This window comes from Streptomyces lothianensis, from assembly GCF_047779955.1.
Classification (GTDB): Bacteria; Actinomycetota; Actinomycetes; order Streptomycetales; family Streptomycetaceae; genus Streptomyces.
On the sequence record NZ_JBLMKT010000029.1, the window covers coordinates 110,184 to 134,820 of the forward strand.

General features: G+C 72.7%; 21 protein-coding genes and 1 pseudogene. 14 read left to right on the top strand and 8 right to left on the bottom strand.

The features are described from left to right. Window positions 1-41: 41 nt before the first annotated feature. From ACLF6P_RS09515 to ACLF6P_RS09525, 3 genes are all read right to left on the bottom strand, one after another. Window positions 42-2,504, bottom strand: coding sequence for a serine/threonine-protein kinase (locus ACLF6P_RS09515; protein ID WP_415949715.1), 2,463 nt, complete (start codon window positions 2,502-2,504; stop codon window positions 42-44). Window positions 2,505-2,535: 31 nt separating this feature from the next. Continuing rightward, window positions 2,536-3,375: an oxygenase MpaB family protein gene (locus ACLF6P_RS09520; protein WP_415949716.1), complete on the bottom strand. Its 840-nt coding sequence runs from the start codon at window positions 3,373-3,375 to the stop codon at window positions 2,536-2,538. Between the two features lie 296 nt (window positions 3,376-3,671). Next, window positions 3,672-4,835 carry an alpha-hydroxy-acid oxidizing protein gene (locus ACLF6P_RS09525; protein WP_415949454.1) on the bottom strand — a complete coding sequence of 388 codons (1,164 nt, stop codon included), beginning with the start codon at window positions 4,833-4,835 and terminating at the stop codon, window positions 3,672-3,674. A 263-nt stretch (window positions 4,836-5,098) separates the two neighbouring features. On the opposite strand from ACLF6P_RS09525, the gene ACLF6P_RS09530 reads away from it, so the two are divergent. The 10 genes from ACLF6P_RS09530 to ACLF6P_RS09575 all read left to right on the top strand — a co-directional run bounded on the left by ACLF6P_RS09530 (window position 5,099) and on the right by ACLF6P_RS09575 (window position 13,800). Further along, entirely contained in the window at window positions 5,099-5,824 is a 726-nt protein-coding gene (locus tag ACLF6P_RS09530) for a CBS domain-containing protein (protein ID WP_415949455.1), read from the top strand. 13 nt (window positions 5,825-5,837) lie between these two features. After that, on the top strand, window positions 5,838-6,341 hold the full coding sequence (locus ACLF6P_RS09535; RefSeq protein ID WP_415949456.1) for a flavodoxin domain-containing protein: 504 nt from the start codon (window positions 5,838-5,840) through the stop codon (window positions 6,339-6,341). Next, window positions 6,338-6,916, top strand: coding sequence for an Rv1733c family protein (locus tag ACLF6P_RS09540; protein ID WP_415949458.1), 579 nt, complete (start codon window positions 6,338-6,340; stop codon window positions 6,914-6,916). Before ACLF6P_RS09535 ends, ACLF6P_RS09540 begins: the two co-directional genes overlap by 4 nt. A gap of 112 nt (window positions 6,917-7,028) precedes the next feature. Beyond that, on the top strand, window positions 7,029-7,493 hold the full coding sequence (locus tag ACLF6P_RS09545; protein WP_415949460.1) for a Crp/Fnr family transcriptional regulator: 465 nt from the start codon (window positions 7,029-7,031) through the stop codon (window positions 7,491-7,493). Between the two features lie 51 nt (window positions 7,494-7,544). Then, complete coding sequence (locus ACLF6P_RS09550; RefSeq protein WP_415949462.1) at window positions 7,545-8,180, top strand: hypothetical protein; 636 nt, start codon at window positions 7,545-7,547, stop codon at window positions 8,178-8,180. A gap of 262 nt (window positions 8,181-8,442) precedes the next feature. Beyond that, a complete protein-coding gene (locus tag ACLF6P_RS09555) occupies window positions 8,443-9,162 on the top strand; it encodes a DUF2470 domain-containing protein (protein WP_415949464.1) in 720 nt (239 codons plus the stop codon). A 312-nt stretch (window positions 9,163-9,474) separates the two neighbouring features. Beyond that, window positions 9,475-10,515, top strand: coding sequence for an N-acetyl-gamma-glutamyl-phosphate reductase (gene argC, locus ACLF6P_RS09560; RefSeq protein WP_415949466.1), 1,041 nt, complete (start codon window positions 9,475-9,477; stop codon window positions 10,513-10,515). Next, window positions 10,512-11,663 (top strand): bifunctional glutamate N-acetyltransferase/amino-acid acetyltransferase ArgJ, encoded by a 1,152-nt coding sequence (argJ, locus tag ACLF6P_RS09565; RefSeq protein WP_415949467.1) that lies wholly within the window; start codon window positions 10,512-10,514, stop codon window positions 11,661-11,663. The genes argC and argJ overlap by 4 nt, the downstream gene beginning before the upstream one ends. A 131-nt stretch (window positions 11,664-11,794) precedes the next feature. Then, complete coding sequence (argB, locus tag ACLF6P_RS09570) at window positions 11,795-12,628, top strand: acetylglutamate kinase (protein WP_415949717.1); 834 nt, start codon at window positions 11,795-11,797, stop codon at window positions 12,626-12,628. Then, the gene (locus tag ACLF6P_RS09575) at window positions 12,625-13,800 is read left to right on the top strand and encodes an acetylornithine transaminase (RefSeq protein WP_415949469.1); all 1,176 of its coding nucleotides are present in this window, start codon (window positions 12,625-12,627) and stop codon (window positions 13,798-13,800) included. Before argB ends, ACLF6P_RS09575 begins: the two co-directional genes overlap by 4 nt. A 129-nt stretch (window positions 13,801-13,929) precedes the next feature. Here ACLF6P_RS09575 and ACLF6P_RS09580 read toward each other — a convergent pair whose 3' ends face one another. From ACLF6P_RS09580 to ACLF6P_RS09600, 5 genes are all read right to left on the bottom strand, one after another. Further along, window positions 13,930-14,484 (bottom strand): GNAT family N-acetyltransferase, encoded by a 555-nt coding sequence (locus tag ACLF6P_RS09580; RefSeq protein WP_415949471.1) that lies wholly within the window; start codon window positions 14,482-14,484, stop codon window positions 13,930-13,932. A gap of 203 nt (window positions 14,485-14,687) precedes the next feature. Next, on the bottom strand, window positions 14,688-16,268 hold the full coding sequence (locus tag ACLF6P_RS09585; protein ID WP_415949719.1) for an amidohydrolase: 1,581 nt from the start codon (window positions 16,266-16,268) through the stop codon (window positions 14,688-14,690). A gap of 14 nt (window positions 16,269-16,282) precedes the next feature. Continuing rightward, window positions 16,283-17,212, bottom strand: a complete 930-nt coding sequence (locus ACLF6P_RS09590; RefSeq protein WP_415949473.1) for an ABC transporter ATP-binding protein — start codon at window positions 17,210-17,212, stop codon at window positions 16,283-16,285. Beyond that, entirely contained in the window at window positions 17,209-18,309 is a 1,101-nt protein-coding gene (locus ACLF6P_RS09595) for a FecCD family ABC transporter permease (RefSeq protein ID WP_415949475.1), read from the bottom strand. Before ACLF6P_RS09595 ends, ACLF6P_RS09590 begins: the two co-directional genes overlap by 4 nt. Continuing rightward, complete coding sequence (locus ACLF6P_RS09600) at window positions 18,306-19,373, bottom strand: FecCD family ABC transporter permease (protein WP_415949477.1); 1,068 nt, start codon at window positions 19,371-19,373, stop codon at window positions 18,306-18,308. The genes ACLF6P_RS09595 and ACLF6P_RS09600 overlap by 4 nt, the downstream gene beginning before the upstream one ends. 221 nt (window positions 19,374-19,594) lie before the next feature. Here ACLF6P_RS09600 and ACLF6P_RS09605 point away from each other — a divergent pair, with 221 nt between their 5' ends. From ACLF6P_RS09605 to ACLF6P_RS09620, 4 genes and pseudogenes are all read left to right on the top strand, one after another. After that, window positions 19,595-21,301 carry an ABC transporter transmembrane domain-containing protein gene (locus ACLF6P_RS09605; RefSeq protein ID WP_415949478.1) on the top strand — a complete coding sequence of 569 codons (1,707 nt, stop codon included), beginning with the start codon at window positions 19,595-19,597 and terminating at the stop codon, window positions 21,299-21,301. Window positions 21,302-21,384: 83 nt separating this feature from the next. Further along, window positions 21,385-23,232, top strand: coding sequence for an ABC transporter ATP-binding protein (locus ACLF6P_RS09610; RefSeq protein WP_415949480.1), 1,848 nt, complete (start codon window positions 21,385-21,387; stop codon window positions 23,230-23,232). Between the two features lie 7 nt (window positions 23,233-23,239). Further along, window positions 23,240-23,509: pseudogene (locus ACLF6P_RS09615) on the top strand (transposase); the annotation flags it as partial. A gap of 348 nt (window positions 23,510-23,857) precedes the next feature. Further along, the gene (locus ACLF6P_RS09620) at window positions 23,858-24,607 is read left to right on the top strand and encodes a DUF4389 domain-containing protein (RefSeq protein WP_415949484.1); all 750 of its coding nucleotides are present in this window, start codon (window positions 23,858-23,860) and stop codon (window positions 24,605-24,607) included. Window positions 24,608-24,637 lie beyond the last annotated feature (30 nt).

Below are 24,637 nucleotides of genomic sequence, written 5' to 3' on the forward strand. Positions count from 1 at the left end.
GCGGGAGGACAGGTCGGGGCGGTGGCCCGGGCGGTGTCCGCTCAACGGGTGCCGTCCTGCTGCCGCAGCGCCGCGACCCTGCGGTACAACTCGACCGCCTCGGCGCCGCGCCCGAGCTGTGCCAGGCAGTGCGCCTCGTCGTTGCGGCCGGCGAGCGCGTCCGGATGGCCGGCGCCGAAGACACGCTCGCGGGCGGCGGCGACACGACGGTACTCCACCAGGGCGTCGCCCCAGCGGCCCAACCAGCCGAGCCCGACGGCAACCTCGCGGCGGCTGACGAGGGTGTCGGGGTGCTCGGACCCGAGGACGCGCTCGCGGATCGCGCAGACATCGCGGGCCTCGTCGAGCGCCTCCTCCCAGCGGCCCATCCGACCGAGATTCACGCCGAGACCGTGGCGGGCGCGCAGGGTCTCGGGATGGTGGGGGCCGTGGACGCGTGCGCGGTCCGCCACCAGGGCGCGGTAGAGGCTCAGGGCTTCGGCGCTGCGCCCGAGGCGGCCCAGGCTGATGCCGACCTCGTAGCGGGCGGCGAGTGTGTCGGGGTGGTCGGCGCCGAGCGCGGTGGTACGGGTCTCGGCGACCTCCCGGTACGTCTGCAGCGCCTCGTTCCAGCGGCCCAGCCGGCCCAGGGCGTAGGCGACTTCGTAGCGGGTGACCAGCGTGTCGGGGTGCTCAGGCCCGAGGACCCTGGCGCGGGCGGCGGCCACATCGTGGGCCATCCGGAAGGAGTCCTCCAGGCGCCCAAGTCTGGACAGGTTGAACGCCAGGTTGTGGCGGCAGCGCAAGGTGTCGGGGTGGTCTGGGCCGAGGCGCGGGTTGCCCTCGCGGGCGGCGAGCACGGCCAGGTACACCTGGTGTGCCTCGAGGTGCCGGTCCAGCCGGCCGAGGACGTAGGCGACTTCCTGGCGGGCGGCGAGCGTGTCGGGGTGACCCGCGCCGAGCACACGTTCGCGGCCCTCGGCGACGCGGGTGTATTCGCGCAGGGCGTCGGCGGGGCGACCGGTGCGGCTGAGGGTGAAGCCCACCTCGTAGCGGCTGGCGAGGGTGTCGGGGTGGTCGGGCCCGAGGGCATGCTCGCGCTCGGCGGCCACGGCGCGGTGCACCTCCCCGGCCTCCTCCCAGCGGCCCAGGCGCCCGAGGCTGAGTCCGGCGTTGTGCCGTCCGGCGAGTACGGCCAGGAGTTCAGGTGCGGGGGTGGGGCGCTCGGGCTCGGGCGCGGGCGCCGCCGGGCGCAGGTCGCCGCGCGGGATCCACTCGCCGGTCAGCCCGGCGGCGGCATCGGGCGGTGTGGTGCGCAGGGCGGCGCCGCCGCCCGCCTTGTGGCCGGTGGTCATGCCGCGGGTCCAGGAGGGCAGGCGCGGTTCCCTGGGGCGGGGCTGATCGGGGTGGCGGGGGCCCGGGGGTGTTCGCGTCTGTGCGTGTGCCGGGTTCTGCGCGTGCGTCTGGCTGTGTGGCTGTACGTGCGTCTGCGCGTGTGGCTGTACCGGCGCGTGTGGCTGTACCGGCGCATGTGACTGACTCTGCGTCTGCGTCTGCGCTTGCTCCTGTGCCTCCACCTGCGCCGCCCGTGTCTGCGGCTGCGGCCATGGCTGCGACTGCGGCCGCATCTGCGGATTCGGCTGCGTGGGGATGCCGGAGACGGCCGGGATCGTCAGGCCGCGGCCCTGGGTGACGCGGCCGGCCAGTTCCCGGGCATCGCCGGGCCGCTCCTCAGGGCTCTTCGCAAGCAGGTCGAGGACGATCCGCTCGAAGAACTCGGGCAGTTCCGCCCGGTGGCTGCGCGGCGGCTCCGGCTCGGTGTCCCGGTGGCCCACCAGCACCGACCAGGCGTCGTCCAGGTCGAAGGGCGGGGCGCCCGTGGCGATCTCGTACAGGACACAGCCCAGGGAATACAGATCGCTGCGGTGGTCGACCTGCTGGCCGCCGATCTGCTCGGGCGACATGTAGTGCGGGGTGCCCATGGCGATGCCCGTACCGGTGAGCTTGGCGGTGAAGCCGATGTCCTCGCCGAGCCTCGCGATGCCGAAATCGCAGATCTTCACGGTGCCGTCGCCGAGCCGCATGATGTTCGCCGGCTTGAGATCGCGGTGCACGATGCCCTGGTCGTGGGTGTACGCGAGGGCGTGGGCGACCTGTTCGGCGATGTCGACGACGTCTGGCACGGGCAGCGGGCGTTGGCGGTTGTCCTCCAGGAGCTGGCTGAGGTTGCGGCCCTCCAGGAGCTCCATGACGAGGTAGAGGACGCCGTCGGACTCGCCGAAGTCGTGCACCACGGTGACACCCCGGTGCTGCAGCGCGGCCGCCACCCGCGCCTCGCGCCGGAAGCGCTCGCGCAGCACTCGGGTGAACGAGGCGTCCGGCTGGGGTGCCGTGGGTTTGAGGCACTTCACGGCCACGCGCCGTCCGAGAGATTCGTCGCGGGCCCGCCACACCTCGCCCATGCCGCCGCGCCCGATGAGGTCGAGCAGCCGGTAGCGGCCCTGGATCAGCCTCGTCTCCCCCAGCTCTGGCATTGCCTGCGCTCGCCCCCGTCGTCTATCCGCGCTTGGCCCTCCCCGGCCCGTCCAGTATGGCTGCGTGCCCGCGGAGTTTGTACGGTGCCGGGCGGCTGCCCGGCCCCAGTCGCTCCATGGCGCGCAGAATGTGTTTGGGCGGCAGCTGCCAGCGTACGCGGGCGGGGATGCACCGCAGCAGGGTGCCCGCGAGCCGCAGCCTGCGGTCCGTGCTCCTCGCCGAGGGCCCGCACCTGCCGTACAACTCCTGTGCATACGGCGGCAGTGCGGCATACGCCAGGTTCGCCACCCGTCGCCAGATCAGGGCGCGCAGGGGTACGAGGAGAGGGTGGGTGGGCGGCCGCTGAAGGAAGTCGTCCACTTCGCGGGCCTCCTCGCCCGCCTGCAGTTCGGGTCGCACCCGCTCGAAGTACGCGGCCAACCCGGCCCGGTCGGCCGGGACCTCCTCGGGGTCGAGTCCCACGAGCCGTGCGCCGGTGCGGTGTTCGTCGATGTATCGGTCCACGAGTGCGTCGTCGAGCGGATACCCCGATCTGCGGACGACCTCGACGTAGGAGTCGATCTCGGCGCAGTGCACCCACAGCAGGAGGTCGGGCTCGTCGATGCGGTAGGTCTCGCCGGTGGCCGGGTCGGTGGCCTTGAGCAGACGGTGGATCCGGCGCACGCGGGCGCCGGCCTGCTCGGCGGCTTCGGTGGTGCCGTAGCTGATGGTGCCGACGAAGTTCGCGGTCCGCATCAGGCGCCCCCAGGCGTCCTTGCGGAAGTCGGAGTTCTGTATGACGCCGCGTACGGCCCGTGGATGCAGCGCCTGCAGGTACAGGGCACGCACCCCGGCCACCCACATCATGGGGTCGCCGTGCATCTGCCAGGTCACCGAAGCGGGCCCGAACAGCCCGGGGTCCGCCGCGCTCGCGCCGCGGTCCGCGGAGCTCGCGCCGGGCTCCGTCCGCCGCGCACCGAAATCCGCCTGCCGTGCACCGGGCTCCGCCTCCCGCATGCGCCCCACCTCCGCTTTCAGAGTAGGCGCACCGGGCGGCCCCGGTCAGGGGCAGGAACACCTCTTCTCCGGGGACGGGCTCCGGTGGCGCGTACGGGTGCGGTGCGGGCCGCACCCGTACGGCTGCGGTGCGGACCGCACCCGTATGCGCAGGCGCGCGGTCAGTCCACCGTGCGCAGCGCCTCGGGTGTGAGGTCGGCGAGTGTGGGGTATCCGTCGACCGCCATCAGAAGGTCCGCCTCGGCGAGCATCGAACGCAGTACGTGGACGAGGCCGTCCACTCCGCCCAGCGCGAGCCCGTAGGCGTACGGGCGTCCGACGGCCACCGCGCTCGCGCCGAGGGCGAGAGCCTTGACGACGTCCGTGCCGCTGCGTACCCCCGAGTCGAAGATCACCGGCAGTCCGTCCGCGGCCGCCACGACCTCCGGCAGGGCGTCGAGCGCGGCCAGACCGCCGTTGGCCTGGCGTCCGCCGTGGTTGGAGCAGTAGATGCCGTCGACGCCGCCGTCCTTGGCGCGGCGTACGTCCTCGGGGTGGCACAGGCCCTTCACGATCAGCGGGAGGGAGGTCAGCGAGCGCAGCCAGGGCAGGTCCTGCCAGGTGAGCGGGTTACCGAAGAGGCCCGCCCAGTGCAGGACCGCGCTGTTCATGTCCTGCTCCGGCGGCTGCGGCAGCAGGGCACGGAAGACGGGGTCGCTGGTGTAGTTGGCGAGGCAGTGCCCGCGCAGCTGGGGGAAGTTGCTGGTGGCGAGGTCGCGGGGGCGCCAGCCGGTGACCCAGGTGTCGAGGGTTACCACGATGCCCCGGTAGCCGGCCTTCTCGGCGCGCTCGACGAGGCTTGCGGCGAGCTCGCGGTTCGTGGGCGTGTACAGCTGGAAGAAGCCCGGGGTCTCGCCGAATTCAGCGGCGACCTCCTCCAGCGGGTCCACGGACAGCGTCGAGGCGATCATCGGCACGCCGGTCCGGGCGGCGGCGCGGGCCGCCGCCACATCGCCGTGCCGGTCCTGCGCGCACAGGCCGAGCACGCCGATGGGCGCCATCATCAGCGGGGTGGGGAGCGTCATGCCGAACAGGGACACCGACAGATCGCGTTGCTCGGCGCCCACGAACATCCGCGGGATCAGGCCGTGCCTGGCGAAGGCGGTCACGTTCGCGCGCTGGGTGTGCTCGTCACCGGCGCCGCCCGCCACGTATGACCACACCGAGGGCTCCATGGCCGCGCGCGCCTTCTCCTCCCAGCCCTCGAAGGTCATCGGGAAGCGCGGCACGACACCGCTCAGTCCGCTCAGGTAGATCTCCAGCTGGTAGTCGCCGTACCCGGTCATGGCCCGCTCCCGTATCGCCGCTGCTCGGTTACCGGCCCGTATGTGGGGCCGGGGGCCACGGTGGCATGCGCGATGCCGGTAGCGGCAGGGGGCGGGCGGCGGGAGATTCCCCCGACAGGGCCCGGCGGGAGGGGCCGTTCGGCCCTGCACCGCACCCCGAACGGCCGCTGCCCCGCCGGTTCCGGTCGCCGGACGATGTCCACGTGGCGGTACCCGCTCCGGAATGCGGTACCCCGCTCCGTCGCCGGAAGGAGACGAACGACATGAGGCACAGCAAAATCGGCTCGGTGATGACGGGCGATGTCGTGCGCGCCGAATTCGGCACTCCGTTCAAGGAGGTGGCCCGGCTCCTGAACCGCCATCGCATCAGCGGACTGCCCGTCGTCGACGGGGACGAGAAGGTCATCGGCGTGATCTCCGAGACGGATCTCCTGGTCCGCGAGGCCCGGGCTCCGCTGCCCGACCCGGCGAAGCGCCGGATCGAGTGGCCGCTGCCCGGCCGGAACCGGCGCAGGGCCAAGGCACACGCCCGCATCGCGGGCCGGCTTATGTCCGAGCCGGCGATCACCGTGCACGCCGACGCGAGCATCGCCGAAGCAGCCCGCACCATGGCACGGCATCGGATCGAACGGCTCCCGGTGGTCGACGAGGAGGACCGGCTCGTCGGCATCGTCACCCGCCGCGACCTGCTGCAGATCTTCCTCCGCAGCGACCGGGAGATTCGCCGTGAGGTGGCCGAGGACGTGCTGGTGGGCGCCTTGCTGCTCGCGCCGGACCGGATCGGCGTCGAGGTCGACGACGGCGTGGTCACCCTGACCGGGCAGCTGGAACGCCGCTCCGAGATCCCTCTCGCCCTCAGCCTGACCCGGCAGATCGACGGCGTCGTGGGGGTCGTCGACAAACTCACGTACCGCATCGACGACACCCGTCTGGAGCCCACCGAAGAGGCATGGGACTCGGTCGCCGAAGGCTGGCTGCGCAAACTGTGAGGTGGTGGCCGACATGTCCGGCAAGAAGGTTCTGGTGGCGTACGGCTCGAAGTACGGTTCCACCGCCGAGATCGCCTCCCGCATCGGCGCCGTCCTGGGCGAGCACGGACACGCCGTGGAGGTGCGGGAAGCGGGCGGAGTCCGGGACCTTGCTCCGTACGACGCCGTGGTCCTGGGCGGTGCCCTGTACGTGGGCCGCTGGCACCGTGCCGCACGGCGGTTCGCCCGCCGCCACCGCAAGGCCCTGCGTGCGACGAAGGTCTGGCTGTTCAGCAGCGGACCGCTCAACAACTCGGCTCCGCGGCTGCCGCCCGAACCGGGCGTCATGCGCACGTCGCTGCGCCTGCACTCGCGCGGCCACACCACGTTCGGCGGTCGCCTGGACGACACCGCATCCGGCTGGCCGGCCCGGAGGCTTCTCGCCGCCGGCCGGGGCGGCGACTTCCGCGACTTCGACGCCGTCACCGCCTGGGCGGAGAACATCGCCCGGGAGCTCGAGAAGGACGAGCCGTCGTGAAGCGCCTGGTGTGGTGGCGTCTGCGGAGCAACGAACTGCGCCGAAGCTCCGATGTGCGGGAGGCCTGGACCGCTCTGCTCCTGGGTGTCTGCCTTGCCCTCGGCGCCCCCGCCGCGGGACTCACCGTCGGCGCGCTCACCTGGCAGGAGGAGCGGGCCGAGTCCGCGGCGCTGGTGCGCGACAACACCCCGGTGACGGCGCATCTCACCGAGCCCGCGCCCGAGGCGGTGTCCGATCCCCCGGGAGGCGTGACCCGCCACGTGGTGCCGGTGCGGTGGACAAAGTCCGACGGCACGCAGCGCACGGCGAGCGTCGAGGTTCCCGCCGGAACCGACCGCGGCGAACCGGTCACCGTGTGGCTCGATGCACAGGGCCGGATCGCCGGACGGCCACTGACGGCCGAGGAGGTGACGGTACACGCGGTCACCGACGGAGTGGGGACCGCCGCCGCTGTCGCGGCGTCCGTGCTGCTCCTGGGCCTGGTCCTGCGTCGGGTGACCATGCGTCACCGCCTGGCCGAGTGGGAGGCGGCCTGGGCACGGACGGGGCCCGAGTGGAGTGGCCGGCGCATCTGAGCGGCCCACTCCCCTTCCCCGAACAGCCCCTGTGGTTCCCCGGACAGCCCCAGTGGCCCGGCGGGACCCGCCGGTCGCCGAGATTGACATCATCGAGAGAGAGGCGTTGACGATGACCACCACCGCCACACCCCGTTTCGCGCAGGCGCTGTCCGCCGAGCACCGCGACCGGCTGATGCGCATCGCCCGTGAGGTCGCCTTCCCGCAGGACGCGCGCCTGTTCAAGGAGGGCGGTCGCGCGGACCGTTTCTGGGTCGTCCGCTCCGGGACCGTGGCACTGGACCTGTCTGTTCCCGGCCGCAGGCCGGCGGTGGTCGAGCGCCTCGGATTCGGTGAACTGGTCGGCTGGTCCTGGATGTTCAGCCCCTACGTCTGGAAGCTGGGCGCCACGGCGGCTTCCCCCGTCCGTGCGTACGAGTTCGACGCCGCGGACGTGCGTGCCCTGTGCGCCGAGGACCCGGAGTTCGGCCAGGCGGTGTGCCGTTGGGTGGGCGCGGTGCTCGCGCACCGCCTGCACTCCACCCGCACGAGGCTCCTCGACCTGTACGCGCCCTATGGCAGCGGGGAACCGCGATGAACCTTGTGGCCGCCGCCCCTCGAAATCCAACTCCCGGAAGGGATCTCCATCATGGCCGTTCATGAGCACCGGCACCGGGGCCCGGGCTTCCACCTGCTCTCCTTCCACAGGAGTCGCCCCGAGGCACCCGACACCGACCGCACCGCGGCGGTGGCACAGAGCGACACGCACACGGTACGGTCCTACGTCTTCGCGGGCCTGCGTCTGCTCATGGGGTTCGTCTTCCTGTGGGCGTTCCTCGACAAGACCTTCGGTCTCGGCTACGCCACGCCCGACGCCAACGCGTGGATCGACGGCGGATCGCCCACCCAGGGCTTCCTGAGCGGGGTCTCGGCCGGACCGATGGAGTCGACCTTCCACGAGTGGGCCGGGGCCGGCTGGGCCGACTGGCTGTTCATGCTGGGCCTGCTCGGCATCGGCCTCGCCCTGGTCACCGGTGCCGCGCTGCGGCTCGCGGCCGTGGCCGGGACCCTGCTGATGGCGCTGATGTGGATCGCCGAATGGCCGCCCGCCCAGCACCTCTCGGACGGCTCCCCGAGCATGTCCACCAACCCGTTCGTGGACTATCACCTCATCTACGCGGTCGTCCTCGTCGCCCTGGCCGTCGCCTCCGCCGGAGACAGGCTCGGCGTGGGACGGCTCTGGGCCAGACTCCCGCTGGTGCGGCGCCACCCGTGGCTGCGCTGACCCCAAGGCGCGGTGGGCCCGTGACCGGGTCCACCGCCCCCGGCCGGGCAGATCGTGAACCCGGACGGATCGTGTCATGACGCGGCTCACAGTCAGCCCTCACCCCCCCGAGCACCCCCGGAGTGAAACTAAGGTTAGCCTTACCTCAATTCGCCGGGGTGCTCCGTTCGCAGCCGCGACACGCATCCCGGCACACCCCGGCATACGCCGTCACGCCCGCGGACAAAGGCGCGGCGGCGGACCCGTACCGCTTGGAGTCCCGTTGAGCATCGACGCAGACCTCGCCCGCCCGCTGCCCGAGCCCACCGCGGCGGAGCACGTGCGTTCCGTGCTGGCCCGTGCGACCTCCCTGTCACTGACCAGCGCAGGCCAGAACTACGACCTGATCGGCATGCACGAGGTCGACACCGAGGGGCGGATCACACTGAGGCCCCAGCCCGGCAGCCCGCTGACCCGCGAGGTCGGCGACGCCCCGCGCGGCGGTCTCGCGACTCTGCTCGAATTCACCGACATCGCACCTACCCCCGCCCGCAGTCGCGTACGGGCCCGGGTGACGGTGTCCGGACGGCTCAGCCCCGCCGAGGACTGCACCCTGCGGCTCGACACCGCGCGCGTGACCCTGGGGACCGGCGCGGGCACGACGGACGTCGGCCTCGACGCGGTCGCCCTCGCCGAGCCCGACCCGCTCGCCGTCGAGGAGGCCGCCATGCTGACCCACCTCACCGACGCCCACGAGGACCTGGTGGACAGCCTGCTCGCGCTCGCGGGCCCGCGCCTGCCCCACGGCATCGTCCGCGCCCTCCCGTTCGCGCTCGACCGGCACGCCCTCACGCTGCGCTGCGAATACGCGAGCGGACACTTCGACCTGCGCCTGCTGTTCCCGGCACCGGCAGGCGACGCGGCCGAGGCCGGTGAGCGGATCCACCAGATCCTCACCTCGCACCGGGGAGGCTGCCCGCACCGGCACCACAGCCCCCACTGAACCGCGGCCGGACCGCACACCCCACGACCTCCCACCGCACGCGACGACAACTCCCCCCTCCCCAAGGACGGTTGCACGCCTCGGGGCGACCGGGAGGGCGGCCGGAGAGAGTCGTCAGCAGTTGCCAGTAAGGTTAGGCTTAGTTAAGTTTCTCTCGGTTCGAGGTCGCGAGGTCCGGGCGGAGCAGCCGGCCGGTGCGACGGCGAGAGCGACGGCGAGGGGGAAGGCGATGAAGTGCACGTCGGATCCCGCGCGATGCCTGCCGGCATCCCCACTCGAACGACGTACCACTCGACAGGAGAACAGAGCGATATGACCGTAAGGGTCGCGGTGGCCGGAGCCAGTGGCTACGCCGGCGGGGAGATCCTGCGTCTGCTGTCCGCCCACCCGGAGGTGGACGTGGGCACGGTGACCGCGCACCGTCAGGCCGGCCGGACGCTCGGAGAGGTGCAGCCCCACCTTGCCACCCTCGCCGACCGGGTGCTGCAGGAGACGTCCGCGGGCACTCTGCGGGGTCACGACGTGGTCTTCCTGGCCCTCCCGCACGGCCAGTCCGGCCCCCTGGCCCGGGATCTCGACCCCGGGACGCTGCTGGTCGACTGCGGCGCCGACTTCCGGCTGCGCGAGGCAGCCGCCTGGGAGAGGTTCTACGGCTCCGAGCACGCCGGGACCTGGCCGTATGGACTGCCCGAACTCCCCGGGGCGCGCGAGGAGCTGAGGGGTGCCACCCGGGTCGCCGTGCCCGGCTGCTACCCCACCGCGATCACCCTGGCGCTCTGGCCCGCCTACGCGGCGGGGCTCGTGGAGCCGGAGGCGGTGATCGTCGCGGCCAGTGGGGCGTCCGGCGCTGGGCGGGCGGCGAAACCCCATCTGCTCGGCTCCGAGGTGATGGGCTCCATGAGCCCCTACGGCGTCGGCGGCGGCCACCGGCACACCCCCGAGCTGACGCAGAACCTGTCCCTGGCGGCGGGCGAGCCGGTGACGGTGTCCTTCACGCCGACCCTGGCCCCCATGGCGCGCGGCATTCTCGCCACCTGCTCGGCCCGGCTGCGGTCCGAGGCCTTCGCCGACGCGGGCACGGACGGGGTACGGGAGGTCTTCGCCGCCGCCTACGCCGACGAGCCGTTCATCCACCTGCTGCCGCCCGGCCGCTGGCCGTCCACCGCGGCCGTCGCCGGCTCCAATACGGTCCAGGTCCAGGTCGCCGTCGATCCCGAGGCGCGCCGGCTGGTGTGCGTGAGCGCGATCGACAACCTGACCAAGGGCACCGCGGGCGGCGCGGTGCAGTGCATGAACATCGCCCTGGGCCTGCCGGAACGGCTGGGTCTGCCCATGAATGGAGTTGCTCCGTGAGCGTGACCGCTGCCCGCGGGTTCCTGGCGAGCGGTGTGGCCGCCGGCCTCAAGGAATCCGGCGATCCGGACCTGGCCCTCGTGGTCAACCAGGGCCCGTCGCGCGCCGCCGCCGGTGTCTTCACCTCCAACCGGGTGCAGGCCGCGCCCGTGCGCTGGTCCCGGCGGGTCCTCGCCGACGGCCGGATTTCGGCTGTCGTCCTCAACTCCGGTGGCGCCAACGCCTGTACGGGGCAGGCGGGCGCCGTCGACGCGCTGCTGATGGCCGAGCACACGGCGCGGGCGGTGGAGGCGGACCCGCACGAGGTCGCGGTGTGCTCCACCGGCCTCATCGGGGTGCGGCTGCCGATGGACCGCGTCGACGCGGGCATCACCGACGCCGCCGCCCGGCTGTCGCCCCGGGGCGGCGAGGACGCGGCCGTCGCCATCAAGACGACCGACTCGGTGCACAAGACCGCCGTCGTCACCGCATCCGGCTGGACGGTGGGCGGCATGGCGAAGGGCGCGGGCATGCTCGCCCCCGGCCTGGCCACCATGCTGGCCGTCCTCACGACGGATGCCGACGTCGACGCGGGCCTGCTCGACTCGACGCTGCGTGCGGCGGCACGTACCACCTTCGACCGGGTGGACTCCGACGGCTGCATGTCCACCAACGACACCGTCCTGCTCCTCGCTTCGGGCGCCTCCGGGGTCGTACCCGAGACGGAGGCCTTCGCCGAGGCGGTGCGCTCCGTATGTCTGGATCTGGCCCGGCAGTTGGTGGCCGATGCCGAGGGTGCGTCCAAGGAGATCGAGGTGCGGGTCGTCGGCGCGGCCCGCGAGGAGGACGCCGTCGAGGTCGGCCGGTCCATCGCCCGGAACAACCTGCTCAAGTGCGCGCTGCACGGCGAGGACCCCAACTGGGGGCGGGTGCTGTCCGCGATCGGCACCACCGCGGCCGAATTCGATCCGGACCGCCTGGACGTGACGATCAACGGCGTGCGGGTGTGCCGCAGCGGCGCGGCGGACGAGCCGCGGGACAAGGTCGACCTGTCGGGCCGCCGGATCACGGTCACGGCCGATCTGCGCACCGGAGACGCGTCGGCGGTCATCTGGACCAACGACCTCACCGCCGAGTACGTCCACGAGAACAGCGCCTACAGCTCATGAGCGGAGTGAACACCCCGATGCGCGGTACCCCCGGCCGACATGTGGCGACAGACGAGGCCCCCGGCAGCGGCCTGCCCTGGCCCTGCGAACTTCAGGGCAGGATCGTCGTCGTCAAGTTCGGCGGCAACGCGATGGTCGACGAAGCCCTCAAGCGCTCGTTCGCGCAGGACATCGTGGAGCTGCGGCACGCGGGCCTGCGGCCGGTCGTGGTGCACGGCGGCGGACCGCAGATCAGCGCGATGCTGGACCGCCTCGACCTGGAGGTCCGCTTCGAGGCCGGGCTGCGGGTGACCACCCCGGAGACCCTGAACGTGGTCCGGATGGTGCTGACGGGGCAGGTCCAGCGTGAGCTGGTCGGCGCGATCAACGCCCACGGGCCCTTCGCCGTGGGCCTGTCCGGCGAGGACGCGCACACCATGACCGCGGTGCGCCGCCCGGCCCTCGTGGGCGGGCGGGCCGTCGACATCGGTCAGGTGGGCGAGGTCGTGGCGGTCGACGCCGGCACGGTGCGGGCGCTGCTCGACCAGGGCCGCATCCCGGTCGTCTCGCCCATCGCGCGCGGCGAGGACGGGCAGGTCTACAACGTCAACGCCGATCTCGCGGCCTCCGCGCTGGCCGTCGCCCTCGGCGCGGAACGGCTCGTGATGCTCACGGATGTCGAGGGGCTGTACGCGGACTGGCCGCACAACCCCCGGCTGATCGAGAACCTGACGGCCACCGAGCTGGACGAACTGCTCCCGGAGCTGGCCAGCGGGATGCTCCCGAAGATGGAGGGCTGCCTGCGGGCCGTACGGTCCGGCGTCGGCCGGGCCCATGTCCTGGACGGCCGCCGCCCGCACGCCGTACTGCACGGAGTCCTCACGGCGCAGAACCCGGGGACCACGGTCCTCCCGGACACCCCGCGCCCGCGCGACGGCGAGGGGGCGGGCGCGCAGGAGACGCACGCAGCGGAGGTAGGGGTATGAGCTCCGGCACGGCGCCGCTCACCGACCGCTGGAGCGCGGTCATGATGGACACCTACGGCACTCCCCCGCTGGCGCTGGTCCGCGGCGAGGGCAGCCGGGTCTGGGACGAAGCGGGGCGCTCATACACGGACTTCACCGGCGGGATCGCGGTCAACACCCTGGGCCATGCGCATCCGGCGGTCGTGGCCGCGGTCGGCGCGCAGATCGCCCGGCTCGGGCATGTGTCGAACCTCTTCGTCTCCGAACCGGCCGTCGCACTGGGGGAAGCGCTGCTCGGCCTGCTGGGCCGGCCGGGGAGGGTCTTTTTCGCCAACTCCGGTGCGGAGGCGGCCGAGGCGGCGTTCAAGATCGCCCGCCGGACGGGACGGCCGCACATCGTCGCCGCCGAAGGCGGCTTCCACGGGCGCACGATGGGGGCGCTGTCCCTGACCGGTCAGCCGGCCAAACGCGATCCCTTCCTGCCGCTCTTCGGGAACGTGACCCATGTGCCGTACGGGGATGCGGCCGCGCTGCGCGCGGCGGTCACGGCCGAGACCGCCGCGGTCGTCCTGGAACCGGTCCAGGGCGAGGCGGGCGTCATCGTGCCGCCCGAGGGATATCTGCTCGCCGCGCGCGAGATCACGCGCGCCAAGGGAAGCCTGCTCGTCCTGGACGAGGTCCAGACCGGCATCGGCCGGACCGGGTACTGGTTCGCACATCAGGCGGAAGCCGGCGTGTATCCGGACGTCGTGACGCTGGCCAAGGGCCTGGGCGGCGGGCTGCCGATCGGCGCCACGGTGGCGTTCGGCCCGGCCGCCGCCCTGCTCGACTCCGGGCTGCACGGCTCCACGTTCGGCGGCAATCCCGTGGCGTGCGCGGCGGGACTCGCCGTACTGGAGACCATCGAGACCGAGGGGCTGCTTGCACACGCCACGCGCATGGGACAGCTGCTGAGACGTGGTGTCGAGCAGCTGAGGCACCCTTTGGTGCGGGAAGTCCGGGGTGCCGGGCTGCTGTTGGGTGTCGCGCTCACCGAACCGGTCGCGGCGCGGGTGCAGCAGGCCGCTCAGGACGCCGGGTTCCTCGTGAACGCGGTCGGGGCCACGACCGTACGGCTGGCTCCGGCGCTGACGGTCGGTGAGGGGCAGGTCCGGGAACTGGTGGCGGCGCTGCCGGAGATTCTCGGCACCTGACGTTGGTGACACCGTGGGCAAGGGGGCGGGTTCCCGGACCGACTCGGTTCGGGAACCCGCCCTCCCTTGTGCCGTCGGGCCCTTACCCCGTCGCGCCCCTTGTACTGGCGCGGGCGCGGGGTCCCGCTGTCAGACGGCTCGGGCGAGAACCCGCGCGCCCCGCCGGGGGTCGAGGTTCCGCGCCCAGGAGGCGGGCGCCAGGCTCGGACGGGTCGGCTCGAAGCCGTACCGGAGGAACAGGCGCCCGCTGCCGGTGGTCGCCGTGAACAGGGCCGTCAGCGACTGCGCCCGGGACCTTGCCAAGGCTGCCTCCAGCAGCCGTGCTCCCAGACCGCTGCCCTGCCGGTGCGGGGCGACGCAGAAGTTGTAGAGGACTCCGGAGCGCCCCGACTCCCCTGCGCCCTCGCCGTGGGTGCGCAGCGCGAGGCAGGCGTCGAGGCTGCCGTCGGGGGCATCGACGACGAGGAAGTCCGCCGCGCGGGCGGCGTATACGTGGAGCGGCCGTTCGCGCAGCGCCCCTGAGCGGACGAACGGCGCGGAGAGCCCGGCGAGAGCGTCGGCGTCCCGGGCCCCGGCGGGGCGCGGGGAAAGCGGGAACCGGCCGGACGGGCGCGGTGCGCGAGGGGCGGCAGACAGATGCGTGACAGCGAGAGGTGCGACGGGGCGCGGCGGGGCGGTGATCAAGGCGTTCCTTCCTCGGTTCCACCATGCAAGGGGAGGAAATGCTCGGCCCGATCGCCGTGTGACCCCGGTGAAACATGACAACTAAGGTTAGCCTTACCTCGCCTGATTTGCCATCGGGGCTGCGTGCCACCAGAGCCGGGGCCGGGAGGAGTCGGGCGTCTGCCACAGGTGGGCCCACGCGACCAGGCCGTCGTTGCGCGACTTCACTGCCGCGTCTCCTCCAACGCGTCGCGGCCGTCCACGAACGTCGTCACGACCTCGATGCCCCCGATCCGGGAGGGCTCGACGCGCCGCGGGTCGTCCCCGAGGACCACGAGGTCGGCCCGTTTGCCCGGGGTGAGGCTGCCCGCGCTGTCCTCCCAGCGGCAGGCGTACGCGCCGGCGACGGTGTAGGCGCGCAGGGCCTCGTCGACGGTGAGGGCCTCCTCGGGGCCGATCAACTGCCCGGAGACGGAGGCGCGTTCGACCATGAACTGGATCGCGCGGAGCGGGGAGCCGTCGGCGACCGGCCGGTCGGAGCTGCCGACGACGGTGACACCGTGTTCGAGGAAGCCGCGGCCCCGGTACATCCACGGGGCCCGCCGCTCCCCCATGACGTTCGCGTAGTCGTCGCCGAAGCAGCGCAGGAAGTTGGGCTGGACCACGGCACTGACCCCGAGTGCGGCGAACCGCGGCAGCTGGTCGGGCCTGATCAGCCCGGCGTGCTCGACGCGGTGCCGGGCGTCGGGACGCGGGCGCAGTTTCTGTGCCTTCTCGAAGGCGTCGAGCGCGAGGTCCGCGGCCCGGTCGCCGATGGCGTGGACGGCGAGCTGCCAGCCGGCGAGGTGGCCATCCACGATGAGGTCGGTGAGGTGCTCGGGATCGTCCTGGAGCTGCCCGGTGCCGGTCATGCCCTCGTACGGTTCGGTGAGCGCGGCCGTCCGGGCCATCATGCCGCCGTCCGTGTAGATCTTGAGCGCGCCGACGGACAGCCAGTCGTCGCCGAATCCGGTCCGCAGGCCGAGGTCGAGTCCGCGCGGGATGCCGTCGTGCTCATGTGCGCCCTGCGGCCGCAGTGTGTCGCCGCCGGGCATCAGCTGGACCCGCAGCGGCAGCCGGCCCTGGCCCCGCAGCAGTTGGTAGGCGCCGAGCTCGACGGGGCTGTGGCCCAGCAGTCCGCCTCCGATGCCCGCTTCGGCGACGGCCGTGACGCCCTCGGCGAGACAGACCCGTCCGGCGTGCTCGATCGCGTCGGCCAGCTCGCTCTGCGCGTAGGGCAGCCGCAACCGCCGTACGGCGCCCATGGCGCTCTCGACGAGGAGCCCGTCCTCATGGGGGACATCACCGGGAAGCAGGTCGAGGACCGCGGTGTTGACCACGCAGGCGTGGCCGGAGGTGTGCATGAGGAACACCCGCCGGTCGTGGGCGACCCGGTCGAGTTCGGCGGCGGTCAGATGCCGGCCGAGCGCCCGCTGGTCGTAGCCGCCGACGAACACCCAGCTGCCGGCGCCGTCTTGGCGGGTGGCAGCCTCCGCCACGACGGCGAGTGCTTCTTCGACACCGGTGACACCGGCCAGACTCGGGGACTTCGCCTTCAGGCCGGTCCATGCGAGGTGGACGTGGCTGTCGATGAAGCCCGGCAGCACGGTCGCGCCCCGCAGGTCGACCACGCGTCGCGCGGGCAGCGAGGCGACGGCCCGGTCCAGGCCGACGATCCTGCCCTGCCAGATGCCGAGCTCGTGGGCGACGGGGTGGTCCGGGTCCATGGTGACGAAGGTGGCGTTCGTCAGCCTGGTCGAGAGCATCATGTGCGTCCGTCCTAGGGGGTGTCGGCCATCACGGTGTCGGCGGGCGATGTGTCGCGTGCGCCGGCGTCCGTGCTGTTCGCGCCGTCTCGCGTGGCGCGTCGGACGGCGTCCGCGACAGTCTGCTCGGGTGTGTGCTGCCGGGGTGCGGCGGGCACCATCAGCGGGGTGCCGGTCTCTGGGTCGTCGATGATCCGGCAGGGCAGCCCGAACACGTCCTCGACGAGTTCGGAGGTCATGATCTCGGCGGGGGCGCCCTCGGCCGCCACCTTGCCGCCGGACCGCAGCACGATGAGGTGGGTGGCGTAGCGGCAGGCCTGGTTGAGGTCGTGCAGGACCGCCACGACCGTGTGCCGCTTGCGCGCGTGCAGTTCGGCGCACAGGTCGAGCACCTCCACCTGGTGGGCGATGTCCAGGTAGGTGGTGGGCTCGTCCAGGAGCAGGATGTCGGTCTGCTGGGCGAGGACCATGGCGAGCCATACGCGCTGGCGCTGGCCGCCGGAGAGGTCGTCCACGGGCCGTTCGGCGAGTTCGAGTACTCCGGTCTGCCGCATGGCCTCGACCACCGCCTCCTCGTCGTCGGCCGACCACTGCCTGAGGAGCCGCTGGTGGGGATAGCGGCCGCGGGCCACAAGGTCGCCGACGGTGATTCCGCCGGGCGCGTTGGAGGACTGCGGGAGCAGCCCGAGGCGGCGGGCGACCTCGCGGGAGCGGTACGAGGAGATGGCCTGCCCGTCGAGGTAGACCTGTCCGGCCTTGGGTTTGAGCATCCGGGCCAGGGCTTTGAGCAGGGTGGACTTGCCACAGGCGTTCGGCCCGAGGATCACGGTGAACGAGTCGTCGGGTATGTCCACGCCGAGGGCGGTGGCCACGGTCCGCTGGTCGTAGGCGAGCGTCAGGTCCTCGGCGCGCAGCCGGGATGGCGAGGTGTGGGATCCAGTCATGCGCGGCTCTTTCGCGACTCGGTGATCAGCAGCCAGATGAGGTACAGCCCGCCGATGGTCCCGGTCGCCGTGCCCACGGGCAGCAGCGTGGGCGCGAAGAGGCGCTGCACGAGGAGATCGCTCAGGGCGAGCAGCAGGGCGCCCATGAGGGCGGCGGGCAGCAGCGCGGGGCCGGACGTGCGGGTCAGCCGCCGGGCCAGTTGCGGTGCGGCCAGGGCGATGAACCAGATGGGTCCGGTCACCGCCGTGGCGAACGCGGCCAGCGCCACGCTGACGACGAGCAGGGCCAGCCGGGTGCGGGTGACGTGGAGGCCGAGGGCGGTCGCGATGCCGTCGCCCATCTCCACCATGGACAGGCGACGGGCGAGGAAGAAGGCGAGCGGCAGCAGGACGAGCACGGCGAGGCCGATGGCGTTCGCGTGGATCCAGCCCCGGTTGCCCAGGCTGCCGAGCAGCCATGCCTGCGCCTCCAGGGCCTCCTGCCAGCTGGCGCGGGTCATGAGGTAGGAGTTGACGGCGAGCAGCAGGGCGCTGACCCCGATGCCGACGACGATGAGCCGGAAGCCCTGCAGGCCACGGCCGAGCAGCAGCAGGGAGACGGCCGCCGCGGTGGCGAGACCGCCGGCCAGCGCGCCGAGCGCGATCTGGACCATGCTCCCGTGCGCCACCACGATCACCAGGAGGGCTCCGGTGGCGGCGCCGTTGGTGAATCCGATGAAGTCCGGGCTGCCCAGGGCGTTGCCGGTGAGGCTCTGCAGGATCGCGCCGCTGACCGCGAGGGCCGCGCCGACCCAGACGGCGGTCAGCAGCCGGGGCAGCCGCACCTCGTTGACGATGAAGTCGGCTCCCCCCGAGCCGCTGCCGGCGAGCGCCTCGAGCACCTCGCCGACGGGGACTTCGAAGTCGCCGGTGGTCAGGATGATGCCCGCGACCGCCGTGAGCGCACAGAGGAGCAGGGCCGTCACGACCAGGCTCCGGCCCTGGAAACGCAGAGACCATCCGCCACGGCGGGTGCGCACCACGGTCCCGGTGACGACCCGGGGGATGACAGGGCGCGGCTCGGCGGCGGGGACCGCTTCCTCGGGTCCGGCGCTCACAGCATGACCAGCTTTCGGCGGCGGCACAGCGCGATGAACAGGGGGGCTCCGAGAAAGGCGGTGACGATGCCGACCTGGAGCTCGCCCGGGGCTCCGATGATCCGTCCGACGACATCGGCGCCGATCAGCAGGGCGGGGGCGAGGACCGTCGAGTAGGCAAGCGCCCACCGCTGGTCGGAGCCCACCAGGAACCGGGCGATGTGCGGTACGACCAGTCCCACGAACCCGATCGGCCCGACGGCCGCGGTCGCCGCGCCGCACAGCACCGTGACGGCGAGCGCGCCCAGCACCCGGGTGCGGCCGATGTTCACGCCCAGGGCACGGCCCATCTGGTCGCCCAGGGCGAGGGCGTTGAGCGAGGGGGCGAGGGCCAGCACGAGGATCAGGCCCGTCACGACGAACGGCAGGATGACGAGGACGATGTCGGTGCCGCGGCCCGCCAGGGAGCCGACCGTCCAGAACCGGAACTGGTCGAAGGCGCGCGGATTCAGCAGCAGCACAGCGGAGTTGAAGGCGAAGAGCACCGCGGTCACCGCCGCCCCGGCAATGACGAGCCGGTCGGGTGTGGCGAGTTTCCGCCCGGAGGAGCCCAGGAGATAGACGAGCACGGTGGCCGCCGCCGCACCGGCGAAGGCGAACCACAGGTAGCCCCGGGCCGTGGCCACGCCGAAGAACCCGATGGCGATGACCACTCCGGTGGACGCGCCGAGGTTCACCCCGAGCAGTCCGGGGTCGGCGAGCGGGTTCCGGGTCAACGACTGCATCAGCGATCCGGACAGGCCGAGGGCGATGCCGACCAGAAGTGCCAGCAGGGTCCGGGGGATGCGGTAGTCGTGGATGATGACGGAGGCGTCCGATCCGTCAGGGCTCCACAGGAGGCTCCAGGTGGAGGAGAAGGGGATGCCCCTGGTGCCCGTCCAGACGCTCAGCAGCCCGACGACCATCAGCACCGCGAGTGCGAGAAGGAGCCCTAGCCCCCTAAGAGCCGCGACGGACCGGCGTGCCGGTGGGCCGGCCTGCGCGGCGGCGCTCTTGTCGGGTGTCGCCTGGGCTTGGACCGGCAACGACAACTCCCTCTGGTGGCAGCCCTCTTGGCGAGGTGGAACGCAGCGAACGGCATCCACGACTTAGGTAAGGCTAACCGGGCCTCATCGCGGGGTCAACGCCCACACCCCACTACGGAAGCGGGTGCGCACGAAGGGCGCCACCCGGCGAACAGGAGTCGACATCAACTTAAGCTAGCCTTACCTAAACAATCAACCGGTTTCGGAGGTGCCGCATGGCCGTGGGGGGACCGAAAAGGGAGGGGCCGACCGGGGCCCGCGTCCTGCGGGAGACGATCAGGGGACAGCGCCGACGCGTCCTCACGGCCTCGCTCCTGGGCGTCGCACACCAGGGCTGCGAGGCCCTCGTCCCGGTCGTCATCGGCGTGATCATCGACGACGCGGTGGCCACGGGTTCCGCGGGGTCGCTGCTGCGCTGGCTGCTGGTCCTGGCCGTCCTGTTCCTCGTGCTGTCCACGTCCTACCGCACCGCCGCCCGGATCACCGACGGCGCCGGCGAACACGCCGCGCACGCCCTGCGCCTGAAGCTCGGCGCCCGGGTCCTCGACCCGCGCGGCGGCGCCGACGCGGGCCGGCTGCCCGGCGCGCTGACGGCCGTCGCCACCGGCGATGCCACCCGGGTCGGGGCCGTCGCCGCCGCGGTTCCGTACGCGTTGTCCGCCCTGGCCGGGCTGGCCCTCAGCGCGGTGCTGCTGCTGCGTGTCTCCGTTCCGCTGGGCCTGCTCGTCCTCCTCGGCGTACCCCCGTTGCTGTGGCTCGGCCGGTTGATCAGCCGCCCACTTGAGGCGCGCAGCGAGGTCGAGCAGGAGCGCGCGGCGCATGCCTCGGGCGTCGCCGCCGACCTGGTCGCCGGGCTGCGGGTCCTGAAGGGCATCGGGGCGGAGACGGCCGCCGTCTCCCGCTACCGGAGCACCAGTCGTGAGTCCCTGGCCGCCGCGCTGCGGGCGGCCCGCAGCCGGGCCTGGCACGACGGTGCGATCCTCGCCCTCACCGGCCTGTTCATCGCGGCCATCGCCCTGTTCGGCGCGCACCTGGCCATGCGCGGCGACATCACCGTGGGCGAACTGGTGGCGGCCGTCGGGCTCGCCCAGTTCCTGCTCGGCCCCTTCCAGCTGCTCACCTACGTCAACGGGGAACTCGCCCTGGGCCGTGCCTCCGCCGAGCGGATCGCCGAAGTACTGGCCTCGCCGCCCGCCGTGGCCGGTGGGCGGGCACCGCTCCCCCACCCGCTCGCCGGACGGATCCGGTTGCGCGGGCTCACGCACGGATCGCTGCGCGGGGTCGACCTCGACATCGCCGCGGGCTGCGTCCTCGGCGTCGTCGCGAAGGAGCCGGCGGCCGCGCACGATCTGCTGCTGTGCCTCGGCCGGGAACTCGACCCCGGCGAAGGCTCCGTGGAGCTCGACGGGACCGCGCTCACCGAGCTGGATCCCGTAAGCGCCCGCCGGGCCGTCCTCGTCGCCCACCACGACGCCGACCTGTTCGAGAGCAGCCTGCTCGACAACGTACGGGCCGAAACCGGCGCGACCGAACCCGAACTCGCCCCGGCGCTGGCCGCGGCCGCCGCCGACGATGTCGCCCGTGCCCTGCCGCAGGGCACGGCCACCGTGCTCAGCGAGCGCGGCCGCTCGTTGTCCGGCGGCCAGCGCCAGCGGGTGGCCCTGGCCCGCGCCCTGGCGGCCGACCCCCCGGTGCTCGTCGTCCACGATCCGACGACGGCGGTCGACACCGTCACCGAGTCACGTATCGCCGGCCGGCTGCGGGACCTCCGGGACGGCCGTACGACGATCCTGGTCACCACCAGCCCCGCGCTGCTCGCCGCCACGGACCGCGTGGTGCTGCTCGAGGACGGCGCCGTGGCCGCGGACGGCGAGCACGGCGAACTCGTCGCCACCCACGCGACCTACCGATCGGTGGTGTTGGCATGACGGACCGCAGGACACCCGGTCCCGAGGACGATCCCGGCGCGAACGGCGAAGGACAGAACGAAGGACAGGACAGGGGACAGGACATGAGCGCGACCACCGCGGAGGACAGCGTGCCCGTGGACACCTCCGCCGACCGCTCGCTGCTGCCCACCGCGACCGGCGCCCGGACCTTCGCCACCGTGCGCGGGCTGCTGCGGCAGCACCGGGGCCTGACCGCCGTGGCGGTCACCGTGCTGGTCCTCGGCACCGGCGTCGGTCTGCTCACCGCCCCGCTGCTCGGCCGCATCGTCGACCTCGTCGTGGCGCGCAGCGGAGCTGGGGCACTGACCGTCCCCATGCTGCTGCTCCTCGCGGTCGCCCTGGGCCGGGGTGTGGCGACCGCGATCGGCGCCTCCCTCGTCGCCCGGCTCGGCGAGACCGTCCTCACGGACCTGCGCGAGCGGTTCGTCGGGCGCGCCCTTCGCCTGCCGCTCGACCGGGTCGAGCGGGCCGGATCGGGCGATCTGACCTCCCGGGTGACCGCGGACGTCACGCTCATCGCCAAGGCCGTGCGCCAGGCCCTGCCCGAGTTCGCCGCGGCGCTGCTCACCATCGCCCTCACGCTGGTCGGACTCGCCGTCCTCGACTGGCGCTTCCTGCTCGCCGTGCTCCTTGCCGTGCCGGTGCACTACCTGACGGTCCGCTGGTACATCCCGCGCGCCGCGACCGTGTACGCCGGACACCGGGTGGCGGGCGGCGCCCTGCAGCACCAGCTCCTCGACAGCATCGGCGGCGTACGCACCGTACGGGCGTTCCGGCTGACCACCGGTCACGAGCAGGCGCTGGAGCAGCGCTCGAAGGCGGCCGTGTCGCTGGCGCTGCAGGGCATCCGTCTCGTGTCGGGGTTCTTCTCCCGCCTCAATGCCGGGGAGTTCGTCGGGCTGACCGCGGTCCTTGCGACGGGATTCCTCCTCGTCGAGAACGGCTCGGTCAGCATCGGCACGGCGACGGCGGCCGCCCTGTACTTCCACAGCCTGTTCAATCCGATCAACGCCGCTCTGTTCCTCATCGACGACGCCCAGTCGGCGGGGGCGAGCCTCGCCCGCCTGGTCGGCGTCTCGGATCTGCCGGCCGAACCCGAACGCGAGGGCACGGCCACGCCGGTGGACGGCTCGGTGAAGATCTCCGCGCTCAGCCACGCGTACGTCGACGGCCACCCGGTCCTCGACGGCATCGACCTGGAGATCCGGGCCGGTGAGCGGGTGGCGCTGGTGGGAGCGAGCGGCGCGGGCAAGACGACCCTGGCGAAGCTGGTCGCGGGTGTGCACGAACCGACGGGTGGTGCGATCGTCCTCGGCGGGGTCGACACCCGCGAGCTGGGCCCCGCCGGAGTGCGGCGTGCGGTGACGCTCATCAGCCAGGAGGTCCATGTGTTCGCCGGGCCGCTGGCCGAGGACCTGCGGCTGGCCCGGCCCGGGGCCACGGACGAGGAGCTGCGCGCGGCGCTCGCCCGGGTGGAGGCGCTGGACTGGGTCGAGGGCCTTCCCGAGTCACTGGCGACCGTGGTGGGCGAGGGCGGCCACCGCCTGACGGTCACCCAGACCCAGCACCTGGCCCTGGCGCGCCTCGTCCTCAAGGACCCGCCGATGGCGATTCTCGACGAGGCCACCGCCGATGCCGGCAGCGCCGGTGCCCGCGTCCTGGAACAGGCCGCCGCGCGCGCTCTTCAGGGGCGTACCGGCCTGATGGTGGCCCATCGTCTCCCTCAGGCCGCCTCGGCGGACCGGGTCGTGGTCCTGGACCGGGGCCGCGTCGTGGAGACCGGCACACACGGGGAACTCGTCGCTGCCGACGGCCACTACGCCACGCTCTGGGCGGCCTGGTCCGACAGCCGGCCCGAGCCCGCGGGGGTTCCGGTCCAGCGCGAAGCGGTGGAGGACCCGGTCCAGTAGTGCCTGTGTGGTCTTCGACGACACCGGGTTCCTGAAAGACGGGGCCGCGCCGGCGTGTGTGCAGCGGCAGTACACCGGCGCCGCGGGCATGGTCGCCCACTGCCGGGTGGGAATCTCCCTGCACCTGGCGTCCGACCATGCCTCGGCGGCGGTCGACTGGCGACTGTTCCTGCCCGGGACCTGGGATCCCGCCTCGCCGAAGCCCGACCCGGTCAAGGTCGCCCGCCGCACCGCCTGCCGGATCCCGCCGGACGTCGAGCACGTGGAGAAGTGGCAGCGCCGCAGGATCCTGCGCGGTGGCAGGCGCGTTCGATGCCGCCGGTGAGCACGTTGGTGAGTCCGAGGCCGGTCAGGGCGAAGCCGGCAGGAGTGCGGCCTCCTTCGGCGGGCAGGAACCCGGCGCACAGGGCGACTCGCGCTTGCGATGGCAGAGCTGCGTGCGGCCTGTGTACGGCCGCCGCACACCTCGGTGAGCGGAAAGCGGGCCCTCCGCCGGAGCAGGGAGGCACCGCTCGGGTGCCTTGGCCGTGCGTGGCGAGCCACCGCGTTACACGCTGGTAGTCAGGCGTCGAATCCGGGATCTTGAGGAGTGAGCATGCCGACAGGATGGGATCCACTTCCTGCGATGGGGCCCGCACACGAGACTGAATGGCTGCCCGTTCTCGATGTCGCCGTCCCCGGACGGCAGCGTCGCTGGACCGTACTGCTGCGCTGGCTGCTGCTTGTCCCACAGTTCATCGTGGTGGGGCTGCTGTCCGTGGCGGCGTTCTTCGTCACCGTGGCCGGCTGGTTCGCGGCGCTGGTTCTGGGGCGGCTGCCGGGGTCGATCTTCTCGTTCCTGGCCTCGGTCCTCGCCTACCGGACCCGGGTCGGCGCGAGCGCCATGCTGCTTGTCGACCGATACCCGCCCTTCGCGTTCTCCGCCCCGGACTACCCCGTGCAGATCGAGGTGCGTCCCACAGAGCTGAACCGTGCCGCCGTGCTGTTCCGGCTGGTCCTGATGATTCCGGCAGCCATCGTCGTCGGTCTTCTCCAATCCGGCTGGGCCGCACTGAGCTGGATCTTCTGGATCATCGCGATCGTCCTGGGCCGCCTCCCCACTCCTGTGTTCGCCGCCGCCGCGGCCGTCGCCCGCTACCAGTTGCGCACCGCCGCCTACGCCTCCCTGCTCACGCCCGCATACCCCAAGCGGCTCTTCGGCGATGCCCCGGCCCCTCCGCAGGAGACGTACTCCGCGACCCGCCCCCTCCTCCTCGAGACGGGCGCCAAGGTTCTCCTCGTCCTCTTCCTGATCCTCGGCCTGGGCGGGCAGGCCGCGCAGAACACTCTGGTCACCTACGATCGCGATGAGCCGACCGGCTCCGGCTCGCCCTGACGGGCCGTGGGTGACATCGGCCGAGCAGAG

What these genes read in the sequence shown, in the direction of transcription:
- argC (WP_415949466.1), top strand. Translation starts at nt 9,475, where the DNA reads ATGACCGTAAGGGTCGCGGTGGCCGGAGCCAGTGGCTACGCCGGCGGG.
- ACLF6P_RS09520 (WP_415949716.1), bottom strand. Translation starts at nt 3,375, where the DNA reads ATGCACGGCGACCCCATGATGTGGGTGGCCGGGGTGCGTGCCCTGTAC.
- ACLF6P_RS09575 (WP_415949469.1), top strand. Translation starts at nt 12,625, where the DNA reads ATGAGCTCCGGCACGGCGCCGCTCACCGACCGCTGGAGCGCGGTCATG.
- ACLF6P_RS09550 (WP_415949462.1), top strand. Translation starts at nt 7,545, where the DNA reads ATGGCCGTTCATGAGCACCGGCACCGGGGCCCGGGCTTCCACCTGCTC.
- ACLF6P_RS09610 (WP_415949480.1), top strand. Translation starts at nt 21,385, where the DNA reads ATGAGCGCGACCACCGCGGAGGACAGCGTGCCCGTGGACACCTCCGCC.
- ACLF6P_RS09590 (WP_415949473.1), bottom strand. Translation starts at nt 17,212, where the DNA reads ATGACTGGATCCCACACCTCGCCATCCCGGCTGCGCGCCGAGGACCTG.
- argB (WP_415949717.1), top strand. Translation starts at nt 11,795, where the DNA reads ATGGTCGACGAAGCCCTCAAGCGCTCGTTCGCGCAGGACATCGTGGAG.
- ACLF6P_RS09585 (WP_415949719.1), bottom strand. Translation starts at nt 16,268, where the DNA reads ATGCTCTCGACCAGGCTGACGAACGCCACCTTCGTCACCATGGACCCG.
- ACLF6P_RS09535 (WP_415949456.1), top strand. Translation starts at nt 5,838, where the DNA reads ATGTCCGGCAAGAAGGTTCTGGTGGCGTACGGCTCGAAGTACGGTTCC.
- ACLF6P_RS09530 (WP_415949455.1), top strand. Translation starts at nt 5,099, where the DNA reads ATGAGGCACAGCAAAATCGGCTCGGTGATGACGGGCGATGTCGTGCGC.
- ACLF6P_RS09545 (WP_415949460.1), top strand. Translation starts at nt 7,029, where the DNA reads ATGACCACCACCGCCACACCCCGTTTCGCGCAGGCGCTGTCCGCCGAG.
- ACLF6P_RS09525 (WP_415949454.1), bottom strand. Translation starts at nt 4,835, where the DNA reads ATGACCGGGTACGGCGACTACCAGCTGGAGATCTACCTGAGCGGACTG.
- ACLF6P_RS09620 (WP_415949484.1), top strand. Translation starts at nt 23,858, where the DNA reads ATGGGGCCCGCACACGAGACTGAATGGCTGCCCGTTCTCGATGTCGCC.